Here is a 26506-nt window from a genome sequence, read left to right on the forward strand (position 1 = left end):
GCGCCGTTTTCTTTAATCTGCTATGCGTTTCCCGCTTCTGTTGGCTTCCGGATCAGCGAGAGGCCAATGGTAATTGCGAGCATCGCCGCGACCACTCCCAGGGAAACCAGGGGGCCGATCTCGATAAAGTGAGAGGACAACATCTTGAGGGCGGCGAATGCGAGAACCGCAGCCAAGCCATAGTGCAGATAGCGAAGTTTCGTCAGCAGGTGGGCCAGGAGGAAGTACAACGACCGCAGCCCCATGACCGCCATGATGTTCGATGTGTACGCCAGGAAGGGGTGGCGTGTGATCGAAAGGACCGCTGGGATGGAGTCGATCGCAAACACCAGGTCGGTGACCTCGATCGCAATCAAGGCCAGCATCAGGACTGTCGCCATTCGTTGGCCGTTCTCTCGTACAAGGAAGCGGTCCTGGCGAAGGCTTACAGGGCGGAGCTGGGAGATCCACCTAAGCCAAGGCGGTGTCTCTTCTTTCTGCTTCTCATCTTCAGGAAGAACAAGACGAATTGAAGCGATCAGCAGGATGACAGCAAACACGTAGCTAACCCATTCGAAGCGGGCGAGCAGCTCGAGCCCGGCTGCGATAAAGGCGCCGCGCATGACGATCGCTCCGGCCACGCCCCAGAAGAGCACTCGCGGTTGATTCGCCGGTTCGATGCGAAAGAGTTTAAAGAGCAGCAGGAAGACAAAAAGATTGTCGATCGAGAGAGCTTCTTCGATGGCGTAGCCCGCGAGATACTGGGTTGCGGCAGTCCCTCCAAGCGAACGCAAAACAAACAGCGCGAAGACAAGGGCCGCGCCTACCCACAGAATGGTGGCGGCTACAGAGGTGGAGTGCAGGGTCTCGTCGGCAGGCTTTTTGGATCGCTGCCAGCGAATGTACAGGTATTCCGTTGCCATCAAGGCAAAGACGAAGATATGAAACCCAATCCAGTGGCTGACCGGTGTCGAAGGCATCTCTTAGGATGCTATCGCGCTTTGAGCACTTAGAAGGGAAGTGGGCTTAGTGCGCTCCCAGAACCATGGCATAGACGGTGTAGATGCCGAAGGCAAGCAGCCCCCAGAGGGCAGAGGAAAAGATCACTCCCCGAACGATATCTCCGAGAGGATGCGTATCAAAGTACCCTGCTTGTTTCTCCCATCGTCCGGGCCAGACCTCGTGATCATTACGCTGACGAGGCAAGATTTTTGAAAACGTCATGCTATTTCTCCCAAGTTATCCACAGGCTATGGAGCAGGTATCTACCTTGCTATCCCCCATTTGGGGTATATCGGCAAGTTTTATGAGCGCATGAGGAGCCAAGAACCTTGCCTAGAGAAAATCCTGTTTTTTCATGACAGAGAGCAGGGAGCGGAGTAGTATGTCCGCCCAGGGCCCTTTGTACCTATAAAACCTAGAACAGGAGCTTTTTCCATGAAGCTTTTTTCGTCGTCACTTTCACTTCTTGCGATTACATTCTTTGCTGTTTCAGCCCATGCTCAATCTGCGCCTCCGGCGGGAGCGACGGGGCTTTGTAAAGACGGGACTTACACCACTTCCGCAACCAAGAGCGGCGCTTGCCGTGGGCACCAGGGCGTAAAGCAGTGGCTTTCGGCCTCTGCAGCGCCAGCGGCGGCCGCTGCGCCAGCCAAGGCTGCGACCCCTACGCCAAGTCTGGCTCCGGCAGCGGCTCCAGCTCCAATGAGTGCCCCCGCGGCGTCCGCGGCTCCGGCGAAGGCCGCCCATACGAACCTGGCGAGTGTCGCTGCGGCTCCTGGTGGTGGCCCAGGCATGGTATGGGTCAACAGTTCGTCGAACGTCTACCACTGCTATGGCTCGCAGTACTACGGTAAGACCAAGCAAGGATCTTATATGTCAGAGGCCGATGCGAAGGCCAAAGGAGCGCACGCGGACCATAATCATCCATGCTCCAAGTAACCCTCCCCCCTAGTATTTTGCGCAAAGTATTCAAACCATTTGATTTAGGTTCGTACTTTGATGCCAAATTGGCCCTTCCCGAAGGTAGCTGAATTCAGAGCAAAAAGACAGGGAGAGCAGATCCATCTGCTCTCCCTGTTTCTATTGTATAGATACGCAAAGGGTGTTTCTGCAATCTATATCCCATTGTCTTCCAGCTATTTAGGTCAAATATGCAGTTGACAGGGTTTCATGAAGAACAGCAGCAGCTCTTTTGTTGGACAGGTGGACACTTTACAGAGCCGAAGGAGCAGAAGACACAGCAATCTCCTGATTTGGGACGCAGTATCGTGTGGCATCCGGCACACTCATGGAAGAATTGGCATGAGTCCGTAGGCATATTCTCCCGTGTCGTATGCCCGCACTCCGGGCAGGTGAGGAGGGACTCGAGAATAACGGCGTCCGGCGTCACTTCTGTTGTCCTTCCCTATGTACCTTTGAGGGAAAACCTGCATTTGCCGTAGCTTTCACCAGCTCCGACGGGCTTGTTTTGTCAGCGTCGAACCTGACTGTGGCCGTTTTGTGATCGTAGTCGACCTTAGTTTCAATTACGCCGTGAACTTTCTGCAAAGCCTTGTGAATCGTAATCGAACACATGGCACAGGTCATGTTCTGAATATCCAAAACGGTGGTTTGAGGAGTCTCCGCAAGCGCGGAGACCGGCAGGATAATGAGCAAAGCGGCAAGTAATTTGCGCATGGTCTACTCCTTTAGCGATAGAGAAGAGGCAAGATCCACGGGCTGGCTACGAAGATGAGTACGACCGGTGCTAACACCCAAAACAGCACTCTTTGCACATTTCGAGTTTGATCGGCAACGCATTTGTTCCCAACGGAACAATCCTTCGGGGTCAGATAGAGACTGCGGAAAGCCAGCCCAAGAAATACGACGGTCAACACAATGAATACAGGACGAAAAGGCTCAAGCGCCGTCAGGTGAGTGATCCACGCGCCGCCGATACCGAGGCTCAGAAGGAGAAGAGGGCCCACACAGCATGCGGACGCGCCAATTCCGGTCAGCACACTGCCGACAAGAGCTGCTTTGGTATTGAGTACAGGTCGCATATGAAATATCTTCCCGTTTTTTACTCTAAACTCCGTACCATAGTACGGAGTCAAGGGGAGAGGGACATGCCTGAGAACTTAACCATCGGCATGCTGGCGAAACGTGGCGGCGTAAATGTCGAGACCATTCGTTACTACCAACGGCGAGGGTTGCTGCAAGAGCCGCTAAAACCGTATACGGGATTTCGACAATATCCGCCTCAATCCGTAAGGCGCATTCGCTTTATCAAACGAGCGCAAAGTCTGGGGTTTACTCTCGAAGAGATTCATGGCCTACTTGCCCTGGACGAACGGAGAGCTTGTCGGGAGACGCGCGGTATGGCGGCTCATAAGCTGGAGTTGATTGAAGAGAAGCTCGCAGATTTGTCCACAATGAAGAAGGCACTCTCCCGGCTTGTGCGTGCCTGTGATGCTTCATCGGAAGGTACACCCTGTCCGATCATTCACCTTCTGGCGGACGATTGACCTATCGGTGGAGATTGATGAGCCGAATCATCTCGATTAGAAGATCGCCTGAGATCTGGAGCGAGCGAGCGCTGATCTTGTCGAGGGTATCGAGTTCGGTGTGGTGATATCCCCCTTCGGGGTGTTCCCGCGTGGGTGGGCCATACTCAATATCCACGACATCGAGTACGGGGACTCCGCGCTGGCGGAAGGGAAGATGGTCGTCCATGACTGCCGTTTCGTTCTTGAAGACGTAGGCCGAATGCCCCGTGTTCTTCGCCGCGGTGGCCAACATATCGAGCAGCCAGGGAGTGGAGTTGGAGTCGCGGTCGATGTTCAGGTCTTTATCGCCGATCATGTCAGCCACAAGAAATGCCTTGATCTTCTGGAGGATTCCTTCCTGCGACCACTTTGCTGCCAGATGGCGGGTTCCGTAGAGCGAGTCGCGGTCGCTCCAGGACTGGATGGCCTCTTCGCCGTCGTCGAAGACGAGCCAGACGCTGTAGCCCTCGGGTGGATGAGCGCGCAGGTAGTTGCCGAGTTCGATCAAGAGAGCGGTGGTGGCACCGCCGTCATTGGCTCCAACGAAGTTGATGTCGCGCAGCGGGTAGTTCGTCTCGTAGTGGCTTGCGATGACGATGATGCCGTCCTTCTTGCCGGGATAACGGACGATGAAGTTCTTCATCGCAAGTTGACCCACGGGGGTAGAGGCGGAGAAGCTGTCGGTTTCGAAGTTGCCCTTTGCGGCCTCGGCGGTGAAGTGCGAACGGATGAATTCTTCCGCTTTCGCATGGTCCGGGGAGCCGATCCAGCGATGAGGTGCGACAGTGATGAATTGCTTTGTCAGCTCATAGGCGGCCTGTCCGCTGAATTTATGCGTTGCGCGGGATGCGTTTTGCGTTGCGACTTTTTGCGCGTGCGCTGAGGGCATGGTGCTGACGAGGATGAGAACAAGCAAAGACAGAAATGCGGGGATTCCTCCACTTCGCAGTCGCCTGATGACGACTGCTTCGGCCGGAATGACAACGGTGGTGGGTTCATCCGTAGCAGATCGCAGATCCTTCCCATTCGACTCGTTACATTTGCTCAGGGCAGGCTTGCCTGCGGCTTGCTCAGAATGACACGCTAAGATGCGCGAGTGTTTCGTGAACGGACGGGTGTTCATGCCGACTTCGCCTCTTTGCGGCGCGCAGGATTGAAGATCCAGGCGACGCCGACGCCGACCATATAGAGCACCAGCATGGGCATGGCGAAGAGGCACATACTGACCGGATCGGGAAGCGGGCAGATGATGGCCGCGATGATGAAGATTACGAGAATTGCATAACGAATATGGCGGATCAGGAACTTCGCATCGACAATTCCGAGGATAGAAAGGAAGAAGATGAGGATGGGAAGTTCAAAGGTGATACCGAGGCCGAGGATGACGGCGAGGAAGAAGCTAGTGTAGTCCTCGATGGTGATGATGGGATGAAAGCGGCGGCCAAAGTCGCCGATCAAGACCTTCAATGCTCCGGGAAGTACCCAGTAATATCCAAAAAAAACACCGGACATGAACAGCGCGACTGTAGCGGTCATGAATGGAACGACGTAACGTTTTTCATTCGAATACATGCCGGGCGCGATAAAGAGCCAGATCTGGTAGAGGATAAAGGGAGACGCAAGGATGGCACCGCCGACCAGCGAGGTCTTCAGGTAGAGGTTCAGTCCATCGGTCGGGTGTGTAAAGTTCAGCTGCAGGTTCAGCATGTCGATGGGTCTCGACACGACTCCGTAGAGGCGTTCATGAAACGCATACGCGATCATGAAGCCGAGCAGTAGATAGATGACAGAACGGATGAGCCGCTTGCGCAGTTCATCCAGATGCTCCATCAGGCTCATGCCTGGAAGCTCGGCGCGGTCGGTGACTGCCGCGCGAGCGCGATCGACCAGATCAGCCATGCAGTTGTGCCTCACTTACGATGTGGTCTGGAGCGTCCGGGGTATGGCCTTCTGAAGGGTCGGAGACGGAGCTGACCTGTGCTGGATCTTCGACCTGGGGGACGGAATCAAATGCTTGCGAGACGGGAAGTCCCGTTGACGGCGGCATCAGATTGAGTTCTCCGGAAGTTGCGATGGGCAGCGGAGAGGTTTCGGGGACGTCGAGCGTTTCTGCTGGAGTCTCCGTCGTACCTTCGGATGGAGATGCGATGGTATTTTCTGATCCGTCGGTAATGGCCGGCGCTTCCGGAGCGGCCGTCTCCATGGCAGCGATCTTTTTCTGCTGCTCGACTTGCTCGGATTGGCGAAGCTCTTCTTCCATCTGCATCCGAAACTCGTTGGAGGCACGGCGGAACTCACCCATCAACTTGCCTAGTTGACGCGCAAGCTCGGGCAGCTTCTTCGGACCGAAGAGGATGAGAGCCAGGATAAAGATAAAGGCGCTATCGCCGAAGCTCGGCATGATCCCCTTTATGATACGGCCTTGTTCGAAGACGAACAATGGGCGAGCAGTATCCCTTTATCGTGTTGTAAAATTGGTGATGTAAAGGCGGTTTCAAGGCGGAAGAAAAAGATGTGTCCTTCCGGCCAGGAGAACGTCCAATGTAACAAAGCGGTGAAAGCCGCTGGCAGGTCGGTAAGAAGTCTGGTTGCAACATCCCCGTGGATTGGGCAAAGGCTCAAGTGAGCCGGAGCAGCGAATCCACTGCAACTGTGCAGTGCATGCTTTCAACATCCCCGTCTCAGAGGCAAAAGACGGCGCGGAGTTTGCGCCTGACGCTTCCGTGAGACTGAAGGCGGAGTACTTTGAGCGTACTTATGGAAGAGGCCGCGGTAATGACCGCGGAGAGTGCAGTTCAGGAGTCCTGTTCCCTCGAGAACTATCTTTCGCTGCCGGACCACACCATGGACGACCGCATTGCTGCGGCGCGTGCCACGTTGGGAACCGACGTCGTTTTGCTGGGGCATCATTACCAGCGCGACGAGGTGATCCGGTTTGCCGACTACACCGGTGACAGCTACAAGCTGTCGAAGGTCGCTTCGGAGACAGATTCGAAGTACATGATCTTCTGCGGCGTTCACTTTATGGCGGAGACCGCTGATATCCTGGCGAAGCCCTGGCAACAGGTGATTCTGCCGGATCTCAACGCCGGTTGCTCGATGGCCGATATGGCCGAGATCGGACAGGTCGAAAACTGTTGGGACTCCCTGGAGCGCGTCGGGCTGACCGATGATCTGGTGCCGCTGACGTACATGAACTCAGCCGCCGCGATCAAAGCGTTCTGCGGAGAGCATGGCGGGTTGGTCTGTACTTCATCGAATGCTCGTGGAGCCTTCGAGTGGGCCTTCGCCCGTAAGCCGAAGATCCTCTTTCTTCCGGATCAGCACCTGGGGCGCAATACCGCGTTTGCGATGGGAATTCCCCTGAACGAGATGGTGGTCTGGGATCCGTATCAGATCAATGGTGGAGTCACTTCGGACCGCTTGAAGGCAGCGAAGGTGATTTTGTGGAAGGGACACTGCTCGGTGCATCAACGATTTTTGCCGGAGCATGTCGATCGCGTGCGGGCGAAGTATCCGGAGATGCAGGTGATCGTTCATCCGGAATGCCGCTGGGAGGTCTGTCAGAAGGCAGATGCGATCGGGTCTACGGAGCGCATCATTGATGTGATCGAGAAGGCTCCCGAGGGCGCAAGCTTTGCCGTAGGAACGGAGATCCATCTGGTGAACCGGATGGCAAAGCGTTTTGCTCCCCTGGGCAAGAAGGTCATTACGCTGGACGATGCCGGATGCCTTTGCACGACAATGTATCGGATTTCTCCACAGCATCTCGTATGGTCGCTGGAGAACCTTGTGCAAGGCCGTGTCGTCAACCGCATCAAGGTGGATGACGAGGTAAAGCACTGGGCAAAGGTCGCGCTGGATCGGATGCTCGAGGTTCGGTAAGGTTCCACGAGGCCAGTCGGGATAGCATTTACGATATCTTGACTGGCCTTATTTGCGATATACAGCTATGCTGTTTCCACCAAGAACGCCATTCCTCCCCAAGGTGGTTGTTGATGGCTTTTGATAACGTCAGAAGCATTCTGGGCATTCACTCTCCCCTGAGCAGCTTGAAGCTGTTGTGCGTAGCGGCGAATTTTTCTCGCCCCAAATTCAGAACCGTCTGGCAATCGATGCTCCGGCCTTTTGTCCATCATGACGAGGTGGACATCCGATACCGGTGCGCAAAGTGTTACCGGACGATCCACCTGCGTGTTCCGGAGCTGGAGAGCGATTTTCTTAGTACGCTTGAGCTTGGCGCACGCGATACTTACGAGCTTGACGATGGGTTTCATCCGGACCTCGTGATCGACGGTGGAGGGAATATCGGGCTCTTCACGCTTCGTGTGTCCGCGCTCGAATCCGGCGACGGGAAAAGGCCTCGATTCGTGGTTTATGAACCTATGCCGCATAACAGCGAACAGTGCAGACGCCACCTTGCGGAGAACAAAGTCGACGCAGAGATTGTGACCGCCTGTCTTGGCGGAACACGCCGCACTGTCCCTTTCTATTGCCGCAGCGCAATTGCCAGCAGTTTCGATCCGACGAAGCCTTACGATCGCGTGATGGAGATGCCTGTCCACCTGCTTCAGGACGCCATTGGAGATGTTCCTGCGGAGCGCATTCTGATTAAGCTCGATATCGAAGGCATGGAGGTCGAGGCACTAAGCGCCTTATTGCCTACGGAAAAGAGACCCGTGTATGTCGTCGGGGAGTTGCATGACGCTGCCGTGAATGGGCCTGAGCTGGAGAGTCTATTCCGCATGCATGGATGGACCTTTCACTGTGGCACGGTGGCACAGAATCAGGCGCTCTTTCACGCGTGTTCGCCGTCAGCCCTTCCCATGTTGCGTTCCATGGCTCCATTTCACACACCGCAGAGCTTAGCTTCCGCAACTGTGGTTCATTAAGAGTGCAAGGAACTCCTGTAGTTTTGATTGTTCGTTGAGGGGCTTGGTACCCTTTAAGGGTGTTGACGCATTTCCAATCGTGCAGCCTCCTCTATGGCAAGCGCCTGAAGGAGGTCCTGGCTTGAGCAGAACCTTTACCCTGAGTGAGGCGCAGACACTGCTTCCTGTGCTGGAGGCATTGCTGCGCAGAGCGCAGAAGTCGGGGACGCGCGCTGCTGAGATTGAAGCTGAGCTGGAGCAACTACGGCAGAAAATCTTCCTCCAGGGCGGCGTTCATGTGGATGTTGCCACTGTGGCCAGGCGCCGAGCCGAGCGGGACAAGGCACTACAAGACACGAAGGACACCCTGGCGGAGATCGATGCAATCGGCGTACAGGTGAAGGATCTGGAAAAAGGACTTCTGGATTTTCCCTGTGTGATGGATGGGCAGACGGTTCTGCTGTGCTGGAAACTGGGCGAGAAAGAGATCGGATACTGGCACTCTACCGAAGAGGGATTCGCCGGGCGCAAGCCGATTGATGCGCGGTTCGGAAGAGCAGAGCGTGAGCGTCCGAACTGAGCTCTGCTTTCGTTAAGAGAGATGAGACGAGAGGATGGCGATGGCAGCGATGGCTGCTGTCTCCGCGCGAAGGATGCGTGGTCCGAGGGTGACAGAGCGCCATTGATGTTCTGTAAAGAGTTTCATTTCTTCTGGAGTCCATCCACCTTCGGGTCCAATGGCAAGAGCATAAGTCAGTGAGTCCGTAGAGGGAGAGTCAGCAAGGGCGGCGGCGATGGTGGTGTTCTGCTCGGTCTCGGACAGCAGGATGCGGACGGGATCCGATAACTGCTCCAACGCAGATTTGAGGGGGGAAGGCCCGGAGATTTCCGGGATCGTGGTCCGACGAGATTGTTTCGAAGCTTCGAGCGCAATGCGTCGCCAGCGTTCGGCGCGTTTTGCTGCTGCTTGAGCGAGATGCTTTTCCGTCCTGCGAGCAAGGATCGGTGTGATGCGAGAGACACCAAGCTCCGTGGCTTTTTCGATGGCCCATTCCATGTGGTCGAATTTGAAGACCGCCAGCAAGAGATGAAGCGGGAGAGCGGTGTCTGATTCGAGTTCTTCGTGAAGTGTGAAGATGACCTCTGCGGGAGAGACGCTGGTGATCTCTGCACGATGGAGAAAGCCTCCAGCGACCACGTCGTAAATCTGTCCGGGGGCAGCACGAAGGACGCGGGCAAGATGCTCGGCCTGTTCTCCTGCAAGTGTGGCGGTGGTCGTGGTCCAGCGGTCAGCGATCCAGCGGCGGCGGGTCATTCTTCTCCTGTTGGCTGATTATCCTCGTTGGAAGACGAGCTGTTTCCAAACGGGATCGTAACGGAGACGGGGCCCTGGTGGTAGAGGACAACATGAATCGTCGCGGATCGGCGATGTTCCCACACGTCCTTGGTCACAGGAAAGTGGAGAACCACGAGCCCTTCGACGGCCTTGCCGGATTCAACTAGTGTCTCCCGCAGCAAAAGAGGATCTTTGGCGAGGGGCCGAATGGCGGGGAAAGCTGTGTAGAGATTCTCGAGGTCTTGTTTCTGAACGGCGCTTACCTGAATACGCTCGCCTTCAGGAGTCACGAGCGTGGCGCGGAGGTCCTTGACGAAGAGCGGAAGATTGAGGCGATCTTCGATCCGTAGCGTTGTCAGAACATAGAGATCGTCCTGGGCCTGGTTGCGACCTACCAGGATGGAATCACCTTTGAAGTCGGTGTGGGTAGGGTAAGCGACGGTGCGGAGGACGGTTAGTTTGGCTGTGCTGTGCGGAGTGTAGCGAAGGACGAGTGCCAGCGCTATACCGAGGACCAAGAAGGCTATCAATACAGGAGCCAACAGGTTACGGCGACCGGGTTGGGCAAACTTCAGCTCGGACACTTTGCACAAGGATAGCAAACAGCATTTTGTATAACGATATTTTTTCTTGAGCGCTTATTCCTCTTGAACGGTATACCGATTGTTACAAAATCCATGGGAGGAGGACTAGGCCGGTTCTTTATAGACGACGTACTCCTCAAGCAGGACGGCGATCAGCGCAGCGGTGGGGACCGCGACCAGGGCACCTACAATGCCTGCCAGTGCCGTTCCACAGATTAGAGAGATGAGTACTGTGAGGCCGGAAAGCTGGACGCTACTGCTCATGATGCGTGGGATCAGGTAGGCATTTTCGACATTGATATAGCACAGATAGAAGATGACCACCCCGAAGAGCTTGGTCCATGAGTCGAATGCGGCGACGATGGCCGAGAGCGTGATGGTAAAGACTCCGCCGGCAATGGGAATGATGTTGAACAATCCCATGAGGAAGCCGAGGAGAAGGAAGTAGCGGACGTGCAGGATGGCAAAGACGATCGTTGAGCAGACTCCGAGGATCAGCATCAGGAGTCCCTGGCCAAGTAGCCAATTGCTGATCTTCTGGTCGGCCCGTTCGAGCGTGGCCCCGAGACGCTTGCGATGAACTGGCGGGAACAGCGAGAGGACGAAGTGGTAGGCAATGTCTCCTTCAAACATGAAATAGATGCAAAGGAACAACGCAGAGAGAATGTCGAAGAGGTGAGAAAGCCAGTTGGGGAGGGAGGCCATTAGGTAGCTGGCCGTCGTGGTCAAGGCTGCTTCCGCCCGTTTGACGATCTCATCCACGCCAAGTCTGTTCGCGATTGGCAGCTGATGGATTCGCTGCATCATTTTAGGAATGCGGGCGGGTAGATCGGCAGAGAACTGATTGAGATCGTGCAGGACCGGAGGTAGCCCGACGATAAGAAAGATTCCTACGATGAGCGCGACACTGACGATGAGAAGGAAGATGGCGGCAGGTTTAGAAGCGCGACGACCGCGAAAATCGATCCGTATGATGCGATTGACGATCGGCATCAGAACTGCAGCGAAGAGCGCGCTGACGTAGATGATGAGAATCTCTTTGGCTAGAAGCCAGGCAAGGCCAAGCAACAGCAGAATCGCAAAAGTGAAGAGAATATGCCCGCGGACGATTCGGCGGGAACGGTTCTCTTCAGGGATTGGATCGTCGGTCGGCAGCAGATTTTCTCCTTTGAAAGGTCCCGAAGATTTTGGATGCGGACAGACTACGATTTCGACGCCTTGAAGCGAAGTTGTGAGATTTGGTTCAGGCGGGTGAGGATGGCTTCCACGGTATCTTCTGGGGTAAGCTGCGAGGTATCCACAATGACCTGTGAGATACGGACATAGAGCGGACGGCGGCGATCGAATCGAAGCTGCGCTTCAGTTGGGTCTGCAAGAACCGGGCGATCGATCTCCTGCAACATGCAGCGGTCGAAGAGAGTCGGAAACGGGGCATCGAGAAAGACGCCAAGGGTATCGGGAGTTTGCTCAATCAGAAGCCGGTTCGTCAGCCCCTCGGGAGTTCCGCCTCCCAGTGCAAGGACGATATGGGACTTGCCGAGCGCCGAGGCAAGAGCCGTGGATTCAAGGCGGCGGAAGTGGGGTTCTCCATAAGCGAAGAGCTGTGGAATTGTGGCGCCGGTTCGGTTCTCCAAATGGGTATCAAGATCAAGAAACTCCCAGCCGAGGCGTGAGGCGAGCAGGCGTCCGACGGTCGATTTTCCGGCTCCCATGAAGCCGGTGAGAATGAGTCGTCGCAGAGAGGGGACAGAGGACATGGTCTCGATCTTGCGGGTGATTTCTTGAGGTCGTGCTGACATCTGATTTTCTCCAGGAACTGCCATTAAAAATGAAAACCGCGACGTTGAGGTCGCGGCTTGGGAAGATCTTCAGACTCTGAGAACGATTCAGAGGTACATGCGAAGGTTTCTCCGGCCGCGGACGCAATACCAGGAGCGGTAGCTAAATCGGCCGGTTTGAAAGCAATTCATCATGTTGGTGTAAGCATACCTATGCCGTTCCGAAGACGCAATGAAAAATTTTCGAATTATTTTTCTCCGGATTTGACGGCGTAATCCTGTCCCTCCGCCTCAATACCCTGCTGGATTCGCTTCCAGACGTTGTCGCTGGGTTCGTGGGTAGGTTGGAGAAGCTGTCGGGCCTGGTCGGCGATGTATTGAAGGTCCCGCACCAGGGCAGAGCAGTTTTCGCAGGTGGTTAGATGTTCGTGCAACGTGGGATTCTCAGTGATCCCCGCAGGGTTGGCAGCAAAGAGGTCAGGCAGCTGTTCCTGGAATTCAGCGCAAGAGAGGGAGTTGGATTTCGAATGATGGGAGGTCATAATGCCGCTTCCTTCAGGTCGGCCTGTGAGGTTGAGGTGGTTGGCTCAGGCCGGCGGAGCAGTTCCCGGAGCTTTAGGCGCGCCTTATGGAGCTGAGATTTGCTGTTTCCCGTCGAACACTCCAGCATTTGGGCGATCTCATTGTGCTCAAACCCTTCCACATCGTGAAGAACAAACACCATGCGGTATCCCGGGGGGAGGGAGGCAACGGCACGTTCCAGCGCGACGCGATCCACTGAACCGGCAAGCTGCGAGTCGCGGCTACCGAAGTCACGTTTCGGGGAGTCTTCTTCCGAAGGATTGATGGTCTCTTCCAGAGAGACAAGCTGCAATCCTTTTTTACGAAGATGCATCAACACAAGATTGACTGTGAGTCGATGTAGCCATGTGGAGAAGGCACTTTCTCCTCGGAAGCTTCCGATCTTGCGAAAGAGATGAAGAAAGGCTTCTTGCGTCATGTCTTCTGCTTCGGAGACATTGCCAAGCATGCGTAGGCAGAGCGTGTACACACGCCGCTTATGAAGCGCGTAGAGTTTTGAGAATGCTTCTGCATCGCCCGCTTTCGCGCGATCAATGGCTTCGGCTTCTCCTGCAATTGGGGGATTTCTTTTAAAGAGGCCTGGGGCGGCCTTTTGTTCTGTCATCTGCAGACCTTGAACAGACATGGCTTAACTCCGGTTGCATGAGACGTGCTCAACGTTTGTTTCGCCTGATTCCAGCCTACAGCAAAACAGGAAAGATTTTGTTGCATTGCTATTGGAGTCATCGAGGAATGAAAAGGTTGGTTCGTTCCGCACACCGCGGAAAAACGGTTTGAATAGTGAAGTTTAAGAGCCAATGAAGCGCGCATAAAGAGAGCGCGCAACAGTAATATCGGTTGTTCCCTGAACAATCGCCCGGCCGTCGGCGAAGAGTGTGAGCGTGTGTGGGCCGCGCTCGAAGCGGAGGAGGAGATCGTTGAAGCGAACCGCACCGTGAGGGGTAAGGCGATCACGCATCGCGGCGAAATCCACAGGGCGATGATGTTCGTGAATCTGGACGGAGTTTCTCCCGCAGAGCGTAATGTGTGGGCGATCTGTACCTGCCAGGTGCGTAAACTCGCGATGACCGCAGACAGTGCACTCTTTGCGGGGTCTGGCCGTCGTGATCTCAGACTGCTCTGAGCTCCATAGATCGAATGAGAGCATCGTGCGACGCATATGGTGCGCTTGACCGGTCAGAAACTTGAAAGCTTCGGTCACTTGAATTGAGGCCGCGAAATTAACTGCTGTCGCCAGGATGCCGGAGGTATCGCAAGTTTCCACAGGGCCGGAGGGTGGCTTGGGGAAGATGCAGGCGAGGCAAGCGGTCGGTTCCCACGGGAGATTCTTTGTCTCTTCGCGAGGAAGGATATTCATCGTCGCTGCGTAGGCTCCGATGGCAGCGGCATAGATCCAGGGTTTTCCTTCGCGAACAGAAAAGTCGTTGATGAGATAGCGTGTCTCAAAGTTGTCGGTAGCATCGAGAATGATCTGGCTGTCACGCAGCAGCTCGTCGATATTCCCGGGAACGAGATCGGCGATATGTGCATGAACGCGGACGTTTGAATTGAATAATGCAATCTTGCGGCGTGCGGCTTCAGCTTTAGGAAGGGCCTGGAGGGCATCTTCTTCATCAAAAAGAACCTGCCGCTGGAGGTTCGATGGCTCGACGAAGTCCCGATCAATTAGGGTCAGGGTTCCGATACCGGCACGGGCCAACAGAGAGGCAGTCGCGGCTCCTGTGGCTCCGCAGCCAACTATAGACACGTGCGCCTGGGCGAGTTTCCGCTGCCCCTCAAGCCCGATTCCGGGAAAGAGAATCTGGCGGGAGTAGCGTTCCTGGTCGTCAATAGCAAAGGGGGCGCTGGTCACGGGACGTGGGAAAACGGAATCAGGTGTTAGGGGATGCATAAACCAGCTTTCGCTATCCCGAAGGATGCTCCTGTTTCGTAGTATAGGGAATGCGTAGCGTTATGGGAAAACGGCACTTTCGTGTGCCGCAGCATCCAAGAAAGCGCAAGACGTTGCGCTGTGGGCTAGTCTTGCAATGCGAATGAGTTGCGATGTTTGGGTGATGGGACGGAGAACGAAGGAAAGGTGTCTTTTTGGGTCAGCAGGGAAGAGGTCGAATTCCGGCAAGGAGTAGCGGAGGAACGTTGAAGCGTGCATTCGTGAGCTTGCTTTGGATGGCCCTGGTCTCGTATTGCATGGCACAGACGCCTGATACGACATCGACTCCTGCTCCGTTGACGTCTGCAGAGAATCCGCCCGTGCCGGGCAGAGGAGAACCAACGCTCTCACCTGAGACGCCGCAGGCTGCTGATACGCAGACCTCTCAGCAGCAGAATGACCAGGCTCCGCTTGTTTCAGCCGGACCAGGGCTTTCAACTTCTGTATGGGAATGGAAAGGGCTGCTTGTTCAGAAGATTGAGTTCAATGGGGTAACGTTTGAACCGAGTGATACTCTTCCGCGAGAGCTCCCTCAGCATGCAGGAGAACCGTTAGATCCGGAGAAGGTTCGAGAAAGTACTCGAAAACTCTTTAACAGCGGACGTTATCGGGATCTTACGGTTCGTGCTGTCAAGGAAGGGGGCGGAATGGCGCTCATCTTTGACGGTGTCCCGCGGTATTACGTTGGGCGAGTGACGATTTCTGGCGTGAAGAACGATCGCCTGAGTTCATTGCTGGAATATGCAACGAAGTTGAGTCCTGGGACGGCATATACCGACACCTCGGTATCTACAGGAACAGACGGAATTCGCGATGTATTGAAATCCAATGGATATTACGAACCAAAGGTTTATGCCGGAACGACGATCGATCAGCCAAATAGCCAGATTAACGTCGAGTATGACGTCAATATTGGCCCACAGGCCCGGATTGGCAATGTAAAGACAGAGAGCCTAGAGCTGGGGATGTCCCTGGAGGAGTTTCGAAAAAAAGGAAAGCTGAAACAGGGCAGTAAGGTTACTCGCGATACGGTCAGCAATGCCCTTACGCGGCTTCGTTCGCAATATCAGAAACGGGACCGCCTTGAAGCTACGGTCAGCCTTTTGAAGCAGGCCTATGATCCGCAGAGAAAACAGGTGGACTATGACTTTCAGGTGAACCAGGGGCCTGAGGTTAAGGTGCTGGTGGAGGGCATAAAGGTCTCAAGAAGCCGTCTGCACTTGCTCGTTCCAATCTTTGAGGAGGGGACGATCGACAATGATCTGCTGAACGAGGGGATGCATAATATCCGCGACTTTGTGCAGCAGCAGGGCTACTTTGATGCCACGGTCGATGTGAAGGTTCTCGGTGAGAAGACCTCTGCGGAGCGGGTAGTATTCACCGTGGACCGCGGGATCAAGCACAAGGTCGTGACCGTTGAATTGAAGGGGAACCACTACTTCTCCGATGACATTCTTCGCGAACGGATGCGCGTGAAGAAGGCCGATGCCTATCAGCGCAGCGGACGATATAGTCCTGGCCTGGTGGCCGGCGATGTGAGCGTAATCCAGACGCTTTATCGAGCAAATGGATTCGATCAGGCGCAGATCACGACCGATGTGAAAGATACAGATGAAGGGAAAGATCCATCGAAGAAAAAAGAGGGTCGGATCTCGGTTGTGTACAACATCGTGGAAGGCCCTCAGAAAAAATTTGGGACGATCAATATCGTCGGCGTTGATCCTGGCCGGCTCGCAGATGTGAAGGCCCTGATGAATACGCAGGAAGGGCAGCCGTTTTCCCTGGTTACTCTGGCGGGCGATCGCGATACTGTACTGACGTATTACCTAAGCCATGGCTTCGATAAGGCCCGTGTAGATCTACAGCTTCCCAAGGGAGATGATCCTACGCGGAAGGATGTTTCTCTGCTGGTCGATGAAGGGCAACAGGTATTCGTAAATCGGGTACTGCTCTCTGGCCTGCACTTTACAAGAACCAAGGTGGCAGAGAGCCAGATTCTGGTGCATCCCGGCGACCCTTTGGACCAGACAGCGTTGCTGGAGACGCAACGCAATCTTTACAATCTCGCTCTTTTTAATGAAGTGGTGACGGCAGTGCAGAACCCCAAGGGGGATGCTCCGCGCAAGAATGTCCTTGTTCAGGCGACGGAAGCCAAACGCTGGAATGTTACATACGGTGTGGGCTTCGAGGCGCAGACAGGAAATCCTGGAGGAACGACACAGACAAACTCAGGAAATCCGGGGGCCTATTCCCCGGAGGGCAGAACCGGGGTTAGTCCTCGCGTATCGCTCGACGTTGCGCGAATTAATCTTCGCGGAACGCAGGATTCCATTACTCTTCGCAGCACCTATGGATTACTAGAGCAGATTGCCGTTCTTACTTACCAGAATCCAAACTCTTTCGGGTCGAAGAACTTCTCCACTTCGCTTGCAGGCGGCTATACCAATATTCAGAACATCACGACGTTTGCCTCGTCGACATTGCAAGGCAGTTTTCGCGTCACGGAAAAATGGAAGCGTACGGACACCTTTATCTATGAATTTCTTTATCGTCGCGTCAAGGTGGACCCCAATAGCCTGCGAATTTCATCGGACCTGATACCTCTGCTCTCTCAACCCGTTCGTGTTGGCGGCCCGAACTTCACGTGGTTTCACGATACCCGTCAGCCAAGCCCGTTGGACGCCACGAAAGGGACCTACTCTACCCTCCAAGGTTTCTACGCGTCGTCGAAGTTTGGTTCGCAGACAGACTTCTGGAAGCTGGATGGCTCGAATTCCACGTATTATCCGCTCTTTCATCGGCGCTATACGCTCGCCCGCAACACGCGCATTGGCTACGAACATACGTCGGGCCCGAATCCTAATGCAGGTAATCCGGTGTGCTTAGGCGATCTGCGAACGACAAATCCTACCTGCAATGCTGTACCTCTGCCGGAGAGACTCTATGCTGGTGGCGCTACGTCGCATCGAGGGTTTGGCATTAATGGAGCCGGTCCGCGAGACCTACAGACCGGGTATCCAGTCGGCGGATCAGCAGCCTTCATCAATACGCTGGAACTGCGGATGCCCCCTCCAACGCTTCCTTATGTAGGAGACAGTGTCAGCTTTGTCTTCTTTCACGATATGGGGAATGTATTTCAGAATCCTGAAGATATGTTTCCCAGCTTCTTGAACTTCCGTCAACCGAATCGCGGGATCTGTCGCAATGTTTCAGGTACGATCGGACATTGCAACTTCAATTACTTCTCTCATGCAGTTGGTATCGGGGCGCGCTACCGAACCCCGGTCGGTCCTATTCGATTGGATTTCAGCTACAACCTGAATCCGCCGATTTATCCGGTCACGAATGACTACAACGGCAAGCCCCCGTATGTCGGCGAAGGGAATCACTTCAATTTCTTTTTCAGTATTGGACAGAGCTTCTAAATGCTGCGACCGGTGCACAGTTCGGCGATGTGGTGGTTGAGAGGATTCGTACTTCTCATCAGTACGACCTCCTGCGCTGTATCGCAGCAGATCTCCAGCCCGACGCTTCCGCCTCCGCGAGCCAGCGTGCCGACGAAGCCCGAACCTGGGACCGAGATCGACGGTATTGTGGCCATCGTGAATGGTACGGTGATTCTGGAAAGCGATGTGGATGAGGAGCGAAGATTCGAGAACATTCAACCTTATCGAGGATCGGCAGCAGATTTTTCGCGTGATCGCGCCATTCAACGACTGATTGATCGAACACTGATTCTCCAGCAGGCTGCGGTTGAGGCCGACCAGATTGGCGTTTCAGATGAGGAACTGAATCGGCAACTGCAGACATTGCGGCAGGATATTCCTGCGTGCCGCGAATATCACTGCGAGACTGATGCAGGATGGCAAAAATATCTAACCGCGAATGGTTTTACCGTACCGGAATTTCGAGACCGCTGGAGAAAGCGGATGGAACTGTTGCGGTTGATCGAGATCCGCTTCCGCAACGGCATCCATATCACCGATGAGGAGATCAAGGACTACTACGAGAAGAACATGCTTCCCGAGTATGCGAAGCAGAAGGTGACTCCGCCAAAGCTTGAGACGATATCGCGCCGTATCGAAGAGGTGCTGCTGCAGCAAAGAGTCGGAAGCTTGCTGCGAGATTGGTTGCAGTCGTTAAGGGCGCAGGGAAATGTATGGATTATGAAACCGGGTGAGGTGGCGCCGTGAGCGATCAGTCGCAGATGCCGCCTTCTCCTGGTGATGATCGAGAAAAGCTGGAGGAACGTCTTCAGGAGAAGCGCCAGCAGATTGAACAAAAGCTGGGAGAGAAAAAAGAGCAGATCGAGCAGAAGTTGAAGCAGGTGAAGCGGTCGATTGCTGCACGCATTACTCGTGGAACGTTATGGACTGCTGGTAGCCTTTTTCTTCTTCTGCTGGTCGTTTTCGGTATCTTCGCCTGGTACACCACCACCTCAGATTTTGAGCACCGTGTACAGAAAGAGGTTGTTACTGCTTTAGGGGATGCAACTGGTGGACGGGTTGAGGTGAAGCGAGTTCACTTCGATTTGTGGCATCTTGCTGTGCAAGTGGATGGTTTGGTAATTCACGGGTTGGAAGGTCCACAGGAAGCCCCGTATCTTTCGATCAACAAAATTTTGGTCAGAGTTAAGATCATCCACCTCTTTTCGCGGGTGGTTGGGCAGGGTGTAGCATCCCATATAGCGCTGAACTATCTTCGCGTGGAGCGGCCGCAGTTTCACCTGATCGTCGACAAGGATGGACACACCAACCAGCCTGTTCCAAAGCATCCGAGCACCAGCAACACTCCTGTAACCGATACATTACTCAATCTACGAGCACGGACGGTTGAACTGGCAGATGGAGTAGCCCTCATCAATGATCATGCGATTCCGTTTGATTTTGCTGCGCGCGATCTTGATGCAGAGATTCACTATCTCTCCCATACCGACCGGTACGGTATCTCGGTTGACCTGAAGGACCTGCGCACCCGGTTGAAGCATGAGGTCGAGGCACAGTCTTCGTTACATGTAGAAGCGGAGCTGGGACGTGATGAGGCGGAGCTGAATCAGCTGAATCTTCTGACCGGAAAGGCGTCGCGACTTCAGGCAAGCGGAAAGCTGACTCATTTCGCGAAACCGGAGTGGCAAGCAAAGGTAACCGGCTCTCTGGAAGTCAATCAGATTGCGGTGCTCACCGGAGTTGATGAGCTTAAAGCTGGTTTCCTGGATTTGAATCTTGAAGGGCGCAACTGTGTAGAAACGACTCCGCAGGAAGAAAAGAAAACGCCGTTTTGGCAACGGCTTCGCAAGCGGTCACAACAGAAAGCGGCTTCGCAATCGACTGCGGTTGAGCAGGGATGCCCAGCGCCATTTCTGGTTGCTGGTTCTGCAAAGATGCGAGGTGTCGGCTATAAGGATGAATACGTCACAGTGCGTGGCGTAGATGGTGGAACACAGATACGGACGACTCCGTCAGAGTTGGCGTTGACGGAAATGGTCGCGAAGCTGCCAGGCGGAGGATCGGTTACCGGTGATCTGCGGATTGAAAACTGGCTGGGTGAGCCCAATGGAAAGACCTCGTCGAAAGCTTCCGAAACGAGTCACTCGCACGCCTATATCGATGCGGCCCTCAACAGGATTCCATTGAGAACCATCATGGACATTACTGCCGAGCATTACGGAGACCTTGGCTTCGATACTGCCGTGAGTGGCCCGGTAAAGGTGGAGTGGGGAGGCGTTGCGAGAGATGTAGCAGATACCGTTGAAGTCAATGGAGAGCTGAAGCTCGCTTCCACAGGAGTTGCCAGAGCTGGAGTTTCTTCCAATACCCCGATGAGCGGACAGATTCTGGCGCATTACACCGGAAAAAATGAGACAGTCCTAATACGGCAGGCATCTCTGCAGACTCCGCAATCCACGATACAGGCCAATGGAACGCTTGGAGTCGATCGTGGTGATCCGTTGACTGCCTTGCGCGTGGAGTTAACGATCCGTGATCTTTCGGAATATAACCAGCTGTTTACTACGCTGGGGCTGGAGGCAAATGGAAAGAAAGGAAGTGCGGCCATCCCCGTAAAGCTTCACGGGGCGCTGCACTTTACCGGAACGGCCCAGGGAGCTGTGAGAAACCTGGATGTCAAAGGGCATGTTCAAGGGTCCGATCTTGAATTCGCTATGGGGACGACTGACGCGCTGATCGATTCCTTGGTCGCGGATGCGGAGTACTCACCCAATATGGGAGTCGCAGTCGCCAGCTCAACAATTCATCGTGGCACCGCTGTACTGAATACTTCCGGAACGATTCGGCCCCGACGTGAGGTTTCTCCTCGGGGCGTCGTCTCTTATGTGTGGGATGAAGGATCTGCGATCGATGCCCAGGTTCAGATTGCGGACGCGCAGATCACGGATCTGTTGCAGGTCGCTGGGCAGCAACAAAACATCCCCATCAGTGGGACGGCCATGGCGAAGGTGCATGTTACAGGCACAATCGCGGACATGAACGGCGGCGGCCAGGTCCAGCTCAAAGGAGGAGCTGCTTATGGAGAGCCCTACGAGTCGCTGTCGGCCGATCTTGCCGTGCAGGGCAAGGAGATAAGTGCGACGCATGTTCTCCTGAAGTTGCATGGGATGCAGGTCGCTGGAAACGGAGGCTATGACCTTGAGAGCCGGCGTTTTTATGGTCATGTAGAAGGCCAGGACCTGATGCTGTCAAAGTTTGAGACCATTCACAGGAACGCGCCAAGCATCGATGGCCGGGTGACTCTGGTTGCGGATGCGAATGGTTCGATGACGCAGCCTGGGCTGCGCGCAAATCTTCGGTTAGACAAGATGACGTATGCGGGTCAGATACTAGGAGATGCTACCGTCGAAGCCCATAGCGCTGAGGAAAAGCTCTTCTTCACTGCAAATTCGAATCTCGCGGGATCGAAGTTGAACTTCGATGGGCAGACAGAACTGACAGGGGATTATCTGACTCAGGCAAAACTCTCACTGGCCAATTTCGATATCAGCCGTCCGCTTGCGCTGTTTGGACCGGGAAACATCAAGGCCCAATCTGCGATCAATGGAACGGCAACAGTGCAGGGTCCGTTGAAAAATCCAAAGGCACTCAGCGGCGTGGCTCAGTTGGATAACGTCGATATGAAGCTGCAGGGGATAAACCTGAAGGCTGCCGAGCCTCTTCGCGTGAGCCTGCGCGATGGAACCGCAACGTTGGAGAAGGTTCATATTACCGGCCAGGATACGGACATGAACTTCTCTGGCACGGCGCAGCTTTTTGGAGCGACCGATCCGAAGGGAGGCAAACTTAACATCAAAGGTGATGGTGGAGTCAGTATGGCTCTGTTGCATACCTTCGATCCTGACGTGATCTCCAGCGGAAGGGTCCAATTTACAGTGGCAGCCGGCGGTCGGGTCAATAATCCTTCGCTCAGCGGCAAAGTGCAGCTTGAGCATGTCAATATGGCGCTCGATGGTGTCCCGAATGGACTGAGCGATATGAACGGAACGCTGGTCTTTGCGGAAGATCGCCTACAAGTGCAATCCCTCACTGCAAAGACGGGTGGAGGTGATCTGAAGATTGGAGGATCCCTGCGCTTCCGGAACGGATTTTATGCTGACCTTACAGCGACGGGCGATGCGATTCGCGTTCGCCTGTATGGTTTGAGCGCTACAGCCAATGCCAATCTGAAACTTCAGGGGACATCGACAAGTTCTTTGCTTAGCGGCAATATTCTGATCACTCGTTTTGGGGTCGGCCAGGACGTGGACTTCGCCGCCTTTGCTGGTAGTGGAAGTACCGTAAGCGCTCCTCCCGATCCAGATGCACCCTCAAACAAGGTTCGTCTTGATGTTCGTGTGACGAGCGCTCCCCAGCTCGACTTTCAAAATTCTTATGCGAAGCTGGCTGGTTCGGTCGACCTGAATATTCGCGGGACCATTGCTGCGCCCTCGATCCTGGGAAGAATTCAGATTACGGACGGCAGCGCAACCTTTGCGAATACGAAGTATCAGCTTCAGAGGGGTGACATCTATTTCACGAATCCGGTGCGAATCGATCCGACGATTGATATCGATGCAACGGCACAGGTGGAAAACTACGAAGTCACCGTAGGACTGCACGGTACTGCAAGCAACCTTAAGCCAACCTACCGCTCAGAACCGCCGCTCAGCGAAGCCGACGTATTTGCATTGCTGGCGCTCGGGCGCACCCAGGAGGAGGCCCAGATCTATCAGCAACAGCAGAAGGCTGCGGGGACTGATCCAACAACCAGTGCGTTGCTGGGCGGAGCCTTGAATGCGACGGTTAGCTCGCGTGTGCAAAAACTGTTTGGAGTCGGTAGCGTAAAGATTGACCCCGCTTTCGTGGGTACTCTGGGAAATTCTTCGGCAAGAATCACGATTCAGGAGCAGATTTCCAAGCAAGTGACGGCGGTATTTGCCACCAATGTCAATACGTCGGCTCAGCAGCTGATCCAGGTCCAGTACGATCTTACCCATAACTCGTCGATTGTGGTTACCCGTGATGAATCCGGCGTATTCAGCGTTGTTTATAAGTTAAGAAGACGATATCGATAGAAACATTGATGGCATCTTAGGTTTTGAATGTAGTGCTTAGGAGGCGGTAGATGGAGAGAACGAAAAATATTGCCGCAATACTGGTTGCTTTTTTGTTGATCGCGGGATCAGGCAGAAGCATTGCCCAGTCCCAGCCAGCTAATTCGCAGGACACCGAGATTCAGGCAGATGTTGCCAAGGCACTGGATAACAAGAGATTCAAAGATGTTCAGGCTACCGTGCACAGCGGAATTGTGACCCTACGGGGGACAGTTGGTCTTTACGCCGATAAAGAAGACGCAGATAAGAAAGCTCATCATCGTAAAAATGTAAAAGCCGTTCAGAATCTTATCGAGGTCGCAGGTCCGACCGTTGAAGATGTGACGTTGAGAAATAAATTGGCAGAAAAGTTGACCTATGACCGTGTGGGCTATGGGACGACAGCTTTCAACGCCTTTACCATCAGCGTGCAGAACGGCATTGTCACTCTGGGGGGAGTGGCTTACGGTCCTACCGATAAGGACTCCGCGTTGAGTCTTGTAGCGAACTATCCCGGCGTAAAAGATGTTGTCGATAACATTGAAGTCGCTCCGGTTTCATCCATGGATGACCGGATTCGCCTCGCCACGGCGCGGGCTGTCTATGGAGCGCCGCAGCTTAACAAGTATGCGATTGATCCGGCAAAGCCGATTCGTATTACGGTCATCAATGGAAACGTCACGTTGTCGGGCATGGTAGATAACCAGAGTGACAAGGATGTAGCAAATATCCGGGCCAATGGCGTTCCTGGGGTCTTCAAGGTGGTCAATCTCCTCCAGGTCGCGGGAGAAACGAACGAGAAATAGGCGCAAATCCCCGATTCTCTCCAGGTCGCAGAGAAAAATACCCCTCTGCGACCATCCTCTTTTAAGATGGTTCTATGAGTTTGTGGAAGAGTACTGCTGTCACGCTTGAGATGATCAAGTGGGAGCACTCAATTTTTGCCCTGCCATTTGCCCTTACAGGTGCTGTCCTGGCCGCTGGTTCCTGGCCGTCGGCTCGTGTTCTAGGGTGGATCATTGTCTGCATGGTTGCTGCGCGTTCTGCTGCCATGGCCTTCAATCGTCTGGTTGATGCCAGGTTGGATGCAGCAAATCCGCGAACATCGATGCGTGCCATTCCAGCCGGAGTGTTGAGTGCGCGGTTCGTCGCCGGATTCGTCCTGATCTCTTCTGCGGTCTTCTTTCTCGGCGCTGCGATGCTCAACCGGCTTACGTTGCTGCTGGCGCCGGTGGCCTTGGCGGTGGTGCTCGGCTACAGCTATATGAAAAGGGTTACGCGTTGGTCTCATCTCGTCCTGGGATTGGCCCTGGGAATCGCACCTTCTGCTGCTTGGATTGCAGTAAGGGGATCGCTCGATCCGAGAATCATCCTTTTAACGCTTGCGGTTCTGCTATGGGTAGGAGGCTTCGACGTCCTTTATGCCTGCCAGGACTTCGAGCATGATCGCAACGTTGGTCTAAATAGTGTTCCGCAGGCATTCGGCCTTACAGGCGCATTCTGGATCGCTCGAATCATGCACCTTGGAATGCTGGTGACTTTATTCGGGCTGGTTCATTCTTTTCATCTGGGCAGGGTGGCTGTGGTCGGAATCTGCGTGGTCGCTCTCCTCTTGCTGTATGAACACCTGATCGTTTCACCAAAAGATATCCGAAGAATGAATGCAGCTTTTTTTACCTTGAATGGAATCATCTCGGTTGTGTTCTTCGGCTTTATCGCGACCGATGTCCTTCTCCGCAGATAAAGAAATGGCCCTCAATCAAGGGCCACTCCAGATGGATGGACTCAGGCTGACTATAAAGCTCTGCGACCGCTCAGCAGATTGAAGATCAGCACAATAATCGCCAAAACCAGAAGGATATGGATCCAGCCACCTAGGGTATAACTGCTTACTAATCCAAGGATCCAGAGAATAAATAGAATGATCGTTATCGTCCAAAGCATGGTTATCTCCTGAAAATAGGGATATCTGCTCCACGCATGAAACCCTGTTGTGCCTGCGCGGCCGTTCCTGTTGTAAGGTGCTTTCCATGTAGCACCGGGTTGGCCATCCGCGAATAAAATAGAAGTCCAATGGAGGCAGCTGTTTGAAGATCGCGATTCAGGGAGAACTGGGTTCTAACAGCCACATGGCGACGTTAGCCATGCTGGGCAACGATATTTCTGATCTTGGCATCGTTCCGTGCAATGTTTCAGCCGAGGTGATGGCGCGAGTGATCTCCGGCGAAGCTGATGCCGCAGTGCTCCCCATTGAAAACAGCCTTCACGGCTCGGTTGCAGAGCATTATGATCTTCTGCTCGAACTCGATGTGCGCATCGAACGCGAGAGCCTGCTTCGTATTCGACATAATCTGATTACAGCTCCTGGAGTAAAGCTGACTGAGATTCGTCGAGTCATTTCGCATCCGGTCGCACTCTCTCAATGCAGGAAGTTTCTCGCTTTGCATCCCGAGTTCGAGGTGATGCCGTTCTACGATACGGCGGGCAGTGTGAAGCATGTCATGGAGCAAGGACTAAGAGACGTTGCAGGAATCGCGCCTGAATTGGCCGCAACCCAGTATGGAGGCGAGATTCTTGTCTCCTCCATTGAGGACCATACGCAGAACTTCACGCGTTTCCATCTAATACGCCGCAGAGAAGATCCCTGGCTGGCTGGTCCTCTGCAGCCAGAAGATAAGATGAGTCTTGCTTTTGCGATAGATCATCGTCCGGGTACGCTTGTGGCTGCACTCGAACGTCTCGCTGGGGCCGGGGTCAATCTGACGAAGATCGAGTCCAGGCCAGTCCCCGGAAGCCCCTGGGAGTATGTGTTCTATGTCGACGGTCGCTTTGATCGTCCAGAAAAGGCAGAGGTAGCCGTTGCGGCGATGACAGAGCACTGCAGAATGATTAAAGTGCTTGGGCGCTATCGAGCGGCTGCCGTTACGACAGAGTAAGCCAGTCGTACTGCTCTTCCGTAATTGGCACCACCGAGAGGCGGAACTGACGGAAGAGGATGGAGCCTTTGAAGATTGAGGATTCCCGGATCTCGGCTAGCGGCTTTTCGCGCTTCAGTTTCTTGACCGGAGCAATGCGGACGATGGGATTCTTTGGGTCACTCGGATCAACCGAGACAACCTTTGCCGTGCCCACTGCGGCTTTGCCGATATTGGAGTGATAGATGACGAGCTTATCGCCCTTCTTCATATTGCGCAGCGTCAGCAGAGCTTGATTATTTGAGATTCCATCCCAGGTGGTTTCTCCATCGCGGACGAGATCATCATAGGAATACTTGTTTGGTTCGGTCTTGAGCAGGTAGGGCATGAAGACAGGTTACCGCGCAGCAGTATCTTCTA

At 54.2% G+C, this 26506-nt stretch carries 26 protein-coding genes and 1 pseudogene; 11 read left to right on the top strand and 16 right to left on the bottom strand.

Annotated features, from left to right (window positions below; genetic code table 11):
- Positions 1-20 precede the first annotated feature (20 nt).
- Together H7846_RS07155 and H7846_RS07160 are read right to left on the bottom strand one after the other, a co-directional pair.
- Positions 21-959 carry a TerC/Alx family metal homeostasis membrane protein gene (locus H7846_RS07155; RefSeq protein WP_186695788.1) on the bottom strand — a complete coding sequence of 313 codons (939 nt, stop codon included), beginning with the start codon at positions 957-959 and terminating at the stop codon, positions 21-23.
- Positions 960-1005: 46 nt separating this feature from the next.
- On the bottom strand, positions 1006-1203 hold the full coding sequence (locus tag H7846_RS07160) for a hypothetical protein (protein ID WP_186695789.1): 198 nt from the start codon (positions 1201-1203) through the stop codon (positions 1006-1008).
- Positions 1204-1416: 213 nt separating this feature from the next.
- Between H7846_RS07160 and H7846_RS07165 the strand changes: the two genes are divergently transcribed.
- Positions 1417-1920, top strand: coding sequence for a DUF3761 domain-containing protein (locus tag H7846_RS07165; protein WP_186695790.1), 504 nt, complete (start codon positions 1417-1419; stop codon positions 1918-1920).
- A 229-nt stretch (positions 1921-2149) separates the two neighbouring features.
- Here H7846_RS07165 and H7846_RS18065 read toward each other — a convergent pair whose 3' ends face one another.
- Positions 2150-2371: a GDCCVxC domain-containing (seleno)protein gene (locus H7846_RS18065; RefSeq protein ID WP_370561374.1), complete on the bottom strand. Its 222-nt coding sequence runs from the start codon at positions 2369-2371 to the stop codon at positions 2150-2152.
- Positions 2368-3023, bottom strand: a pseudogene (locus H7846_RS18115) (mercuric transporter MerT family protein). The gene H7846_RS18065 and the pseudogene H7846_RS18115 overlap by 4 nt, the downstream one beginning before the upstream one ends.
- Positions 3024-3089: 66 nt before the next feature.
- Here H7846_RS18115 and merR point away from each other — a divergent pair.
- A complete protein-coding gene (merR, locus tag H7846_RS07180) occupies positions 3090-3488 on the top strand; it encodes an Hg(II)-responsive transcriptional regulator (RefSeq protein ID WP_186695793.1) in 399 nt (132 codons plus the stop codon).
- Between the two features lies 1 nt (position 3489).
- On the opposite strand, the gene H7846_RS07185 is transcribed toward merR, so the two are convergent.
- The 3 genes from H7846_RS07185 to H7846_RS07195 are packed head-to-tail and all read right to left on the bottom strand — an operon-like array spanning position 3490 to position 5910.
- Positions 3490-4632, bottom strand: a complete 1143-nt coding sequence (locus tag H7846_RS07185) for a M28 family peptidase (RefSeq protein ID WP_255460905.1) — start codon at positions 4630-4632, stop codon at positions 3490-3492.
- On the bottom strand, positions 4629-5408 hold the full coding sequence (tatC, locus tag H7846_RS07190; protein ID WP_186695794.1) for a twin-arginine translocase subunit TatC: 780 nt from the start codon (positions 5406-5408) through the stop codon (positions 4629-4631). The genes H7846_RS07185 and tatC overlap by 4 nt, the downstream gene beginning before the upstream one ends.
- Entirely contained in the window at positions 5401-5910 is a 510-nt protein-coding gene (locus H7846_RS07195; protein ID WP_186695795.1) for a twin-arginine translocase TatA/TatE family subunit, read from the bottom strand. Before H7846_RS07195 ends, tatC begins: the two co-directional genes overlap by 8 nt.
- Positions 5911-6254: 344 nt before the next feature.
- Here H7846_RS07195 and nadA point away from each other — a divergent pair, with 344 nt between their 5' ends.
- The 3 genes from nadA (at position 6255) to H7846_RS07210 (ending at position 8960) form a co-directional block, all read left to right on the top strand.
- Positions 6255-7394: a quinolinate synthase NadA gene (gene nadA, locus H7846_RS07200; RefSeq protein ID WP_255460906.1), complete on the top strand. Its 1140-nt coding sequence runs from the start codon at positions 6255-6257 to the stop codon at positions 7392-7394.
- Between the two features lie 113 nt (positions 7395-7507).
- A complete protein-coding gene (locus H7846_RS07205; RefSeq protein ID WP_186695796.1) occupies positions 7508-8401 on the top strand; it encodes an FkbM family methyltransferase in 894 nt (297 codons plus the stop codon).
- A gap of 121 nt (positions 8402-8522) precedes the next feature.
- A complete protein-coding gene (locus H7846_RS07210; RefSeq protein ID WP_186695797.1) occupies positions 8523-8960 on the top strand; it encodes a DUF2203 domain-containing protein in 438 nt (145 codons plus the stop codon).
- A 12-nt stretch (positions 8961-8972) separates the two neighbouring features.
- On the opposite strand, the gene H7846_RS07215 is transcribed toward H7846_RS07210, so the two are convergent.
- The 7 genes from H7846_RS07215 to H7846_RS07245 form a co-directional block, all read right to left on the bottom strand.
- On the bottom strand, positions 8973-9695 hold the full coding sequence (locus H7846_RS07215) for an RsmE family RNA methyltransferase (RefSeq protein WP_186695798.1): 723 nt from the start codon (positions 9693-9695) through the stop codon (positions 8973-8975).
- Positions 9692-10300, bottom strand: coding sequence for a hypothetical protein (locus H7846_RS07220; RefSeq protein ID WP_186695799.1), 609 nt, complete (start codon positions 10298-10300; stop codon positions 9692-9694). Before H7846_RS07220 ends, H7846_RS07215 begins: the two co-directional genes overlap by 4 nt.
- A gap of 105 nt (positions 10301-10405) precedes the next feature.
- The gene (locus H7846_RS07225; protein WP_370561402.1) at positions 10406-11509 is read right to left on the bottom strand and encodes an AI-2E family transporter; all 1104 of its coding nucleotides are present in this window, start codon (positions 11507-11509) and stop codon (positions 10406-10408) included.
- Positions 11503-12099, bottom strand: a complete 597-nt coding sequence (locus tag H7846_RS07230) for a shikimate kinase (protein WP_255460907.1) — start codon at positions 12097-12099, stop codon at positions 11503-11505. Before H7846_RS07230 ends, H7846_RS07225 begins: the two co-directional genes overlap by 7 nt.
- A gap of 227 nt (positions 12100-12326) precedes the next feature.
- Positions 12327-12620 (bottom strand): anti-sigma factor, encoded by a 294-nt coding sequence (locus H7846_RS07235; RefSeq protein ID WP_186695801.1) that lies wholly within the window; start codon positions 12618-12620, stop codon positions 12327-12329.
- On the bottom strand, positions 12617-13285 hold the full coding sequence (locus H7846_RS07240; RefSeq protein WP_255460910.1) for an RNA polymerase sigma factor: 669 nt from the start codon (positions 13283-13285) through the stop codon (positions 12617-12619). The genes H7846_RS07235 and H7846_RS07240 overlap by 4 nt, the downstream gene beginning before the upstream one ends.
- Before the next feature lie 162 nt (positions 13286-13447).
- The gene (locus tag H7846_RS07245; protein ID WP_186695802.1) at positions 13448-14551 is read right to left on the bottom strand and encodes a ThiF family adenylyltransferase; all 1104 of its coding nucleotides are present in this window, start codon (positions 14549-14551) and stop codon (positions 13448-13450) included.
- A 245-nt stretch (positions 14552-14796) separates the two neighbouring features.
- On the opposite strand from H7846_RS07245, the gene H7846_RS07250 reads away from it, so the two are divergent.
- From H7846_RS07250 to H7846_RS07270, 5 genes are all read left to right on the top strand, one after another.
- Entirely contained in the window at positions 14797-18015 is a 3219-nt protein-coding gene (locus tag H7846_RS07250; protein ID WP_255460911.1) for a POTRA domain-containing protein, read from the top strand.
- Positions 18016-18783 (top strand): SurA N-terminal domain-containing protein, encoded by a 768-nt coding sequence (locus H7846_RS07255; RefSeq protein WP_186695803.1) that lies wholly within the window; start codon positions 18016-18018, stop codon positions 18781-18783.
- Positions 18780-23153, top strand: coding sequence for a translocation/assembly module TamB domain-containing protein (locus H7846_RS07260; protein ID WP_255460912.1), 4374 nt, complete (start codon positions 18780-18782; stop codon positions 23151-23153). The genes H7846_RS07255 and H7846_RS07260 overlap by 4 nt, the downstream gene beginning before the upstream one ends.
- Positions 23154-23203: 50 nt before the next feature.
- Positions 23204-23977, top strand: coding sequence for a BON domain-containing protein (locus tag H7846_RS07265; protein ID WP_186695804.1), 774 nt, complete (start codon positions 23204-23206; stop codon positions 23975-23977).
- A gap of 74 nt (positions 23978-24051) precedes the next feature.
- Complete coding sequence (locus H7846_RS07270; protein ID WP_186695805.1) at positions 24052-24915, top strand: UbiA-like polyprenyltransferase; 864 nt, start codon at positions 24052-24054, stop codon at positions 24913-24915.
- A 50-nt stretch (positions 24916-24965) separates the two neighbouring features.
- Here the strand turns inward: H7846_RS07270 and H7846_RS07275 are convergent, their stop codons facing one another.
- A complete protein-coding gene (locus H7846_RS07275) occupies positions 24966-25115 on the bottom strand; it encodes a lmo0937 family membrane protein (RefSeq protein ID WP_130418194.1) in 150 nt (49 codons plus the stop codon).
- Positions 25116-25258: 143 nt separating this feature from the next.
- Between H7846_RS07275 and H7846_RS07280 the strand changes: the two genes are divergently transcribed.
- Positions 25259-26107: a prephenate dehydratase gene (locus H7846_RS07280; RefSeq protein WP_186695806.1), complete on the top strand. Its 849-nt coding sequence runs from the start codon at positions 25259-25261 to the stop codon at positions 26105-26107.
- Here H7846_RS07280 and H7846_RS07285 read toward each other — a convergent pair.
- A complete protein-coding gene (locus H7846_RS07285) occupies positions 26094-26474 on the bottom strand; it encodes an EVE domain-containing protein (protein ID WP_186695807.1) in 381 nt (126 codons plus the stop codon). The genes H7846_RS07280 and H7846_RS07285 overlap by 14 nt on opposite strands.
- Positions 26475-26506: the final 32 nt, after the last annotated feature.

The sequence above is a fragment of the Edaphobacter sp. 4G125 genome, assembly GCF_014274685.1.
In the GTDB taxonomy this organism is placed as follows: domain Bacteria; phylum Acidobacteriota; class Terriglobia; order Terriglobales; family Acidobacteriaceae; genus Edaphobacter.

Excerpts from the sequence above, each read along its gene's own strand:
- H7846_RS07230 (WP_255460907.1), bottom strand. The coding sequence starts at position 12,099 with ATGTCAGCACGACCTCAAGAAATCACCCGCAAGATCGAGACCATGTCC.
- H7846_RS07205 (WP_186695796.1), top strand. The coding sequence starts at position 7,508 with ATGGCTTTTGATAACGTCAGAAGCATTCTGGGCATTCACTCTCCCCTG.
- H7846_RS07185 (WP_255460905.1), bottom strand. The coding sequence starts at position 4,632 with ATGAACACCCGTCCGTTCACGAAACACTCGCGCATCTTAGCGTGTCAT.
- tatC (WP_186695794.1), bottom strand. The coding sequence starts at position 5,408 with ATGGCTGATCTGGTCGATCGCGCTCGCGCGGCAGTCACCGACCGCGCC.
- H7846_RS07240 (WP_255460910.1), bottom strand. The coding sequence starts at position 13,285 with ATGTCTGTTCAAGGTCTGCAGATGACAGAACAAAAGGCCGCCCCAGGC.
- H7846_RS07255 (WP_186695803.1), top strand. The coding sequence starts at position 18,016 with ATGCTGCGACCGGTGCACAGTTCGGCGATGTGGTGGTTGAGAGGATTC.
- H7846_RS07275 (WP_130418194.1), bottom strand. The coding sequence starts at position 25,115 with ATGCTTTGGACGATAACGATCATTCTATTTATTCTCTGGATCCTTGGA.
- H7846_RS07160 (WP_186695789.1), bottom strand. The coding sequence starts at position 1,203 with ATGACGTTTTCAAAAATCTTGCCTCGTCAGCGTAATGATCACGAGGTC.
- H7846_RS07235 (WP_186695801.1), bottom strand. The coding sequence starts at position 12,620 with ATGACCTCCCATCATTCGAAATCCAACTCCCTCTCTTGCGCTGAATTC.
- H7846_RS07195 (WP_186695795.1), bottom strand. The coding sequence starts at position 5,910 with ATGCCGAGCTTCGGCGATAGCGCCTTTATCTTTATCCTGGCTCTCATC.
- H7846_RS07270 (WP_186695805.1), top strand. The coding sequence starts at position 24,052 with ATGAGTTTGTGGAAGAGTACTGCTGTCACGCTTGAGATGATCAAGTGG.
- H7846_RS07265 (WP_186695804.1), top strand. The coding sequence starts at position 23,204 with ATGGAGAGAACGAAAAATATTGCCGCAATACTGGTTGCTTTTTTGTTG.
- H7846_RS07215 (WP_186695798.1), bottom strand. The coding sequence starts at position 9,695 with ATGACCCGCCGCCGCTGGATCGCTGACCGCTGGACCACGACCACCGCC.
- H7846_RS07285 (WP_186695807.1), bottom strand. The coding sequence starts at position 26,474 with ATGCCCTACCTGCTCAAGACCGAACCAAACAAGTATTCCTATGATGAT.
- H7846_RS07245 (WP_186695802.1), bottom strand. The coding sequence starts at position 14,551 with ATGCATCCCCTAACACCTGATTCCGTTTTCCCACGTCCCGTGACCAGC.
- merR (WP_186695793.1), top strand. The coding sequence starts at position 3,090 with ATGCCTGAGAACTTAACCATCGGCATGCTGGCGAAACGTGGCGGCGTA.
- H7846_RS07165 (WP_186695790.1), top strand. The coding sequence starts at position 1,417 with ATGAAGCTTTTTTCGTCGTCACTTTCACTTCTTGCGATTACATTCTTT.
- H7846_RS07155 (WP_186695788.1), bottom strand. The coding sequence starts at position 959 with ATGCCTTCGACACCGGTCAGCCACTGGATTGGGTTTCATATCTTCGTC.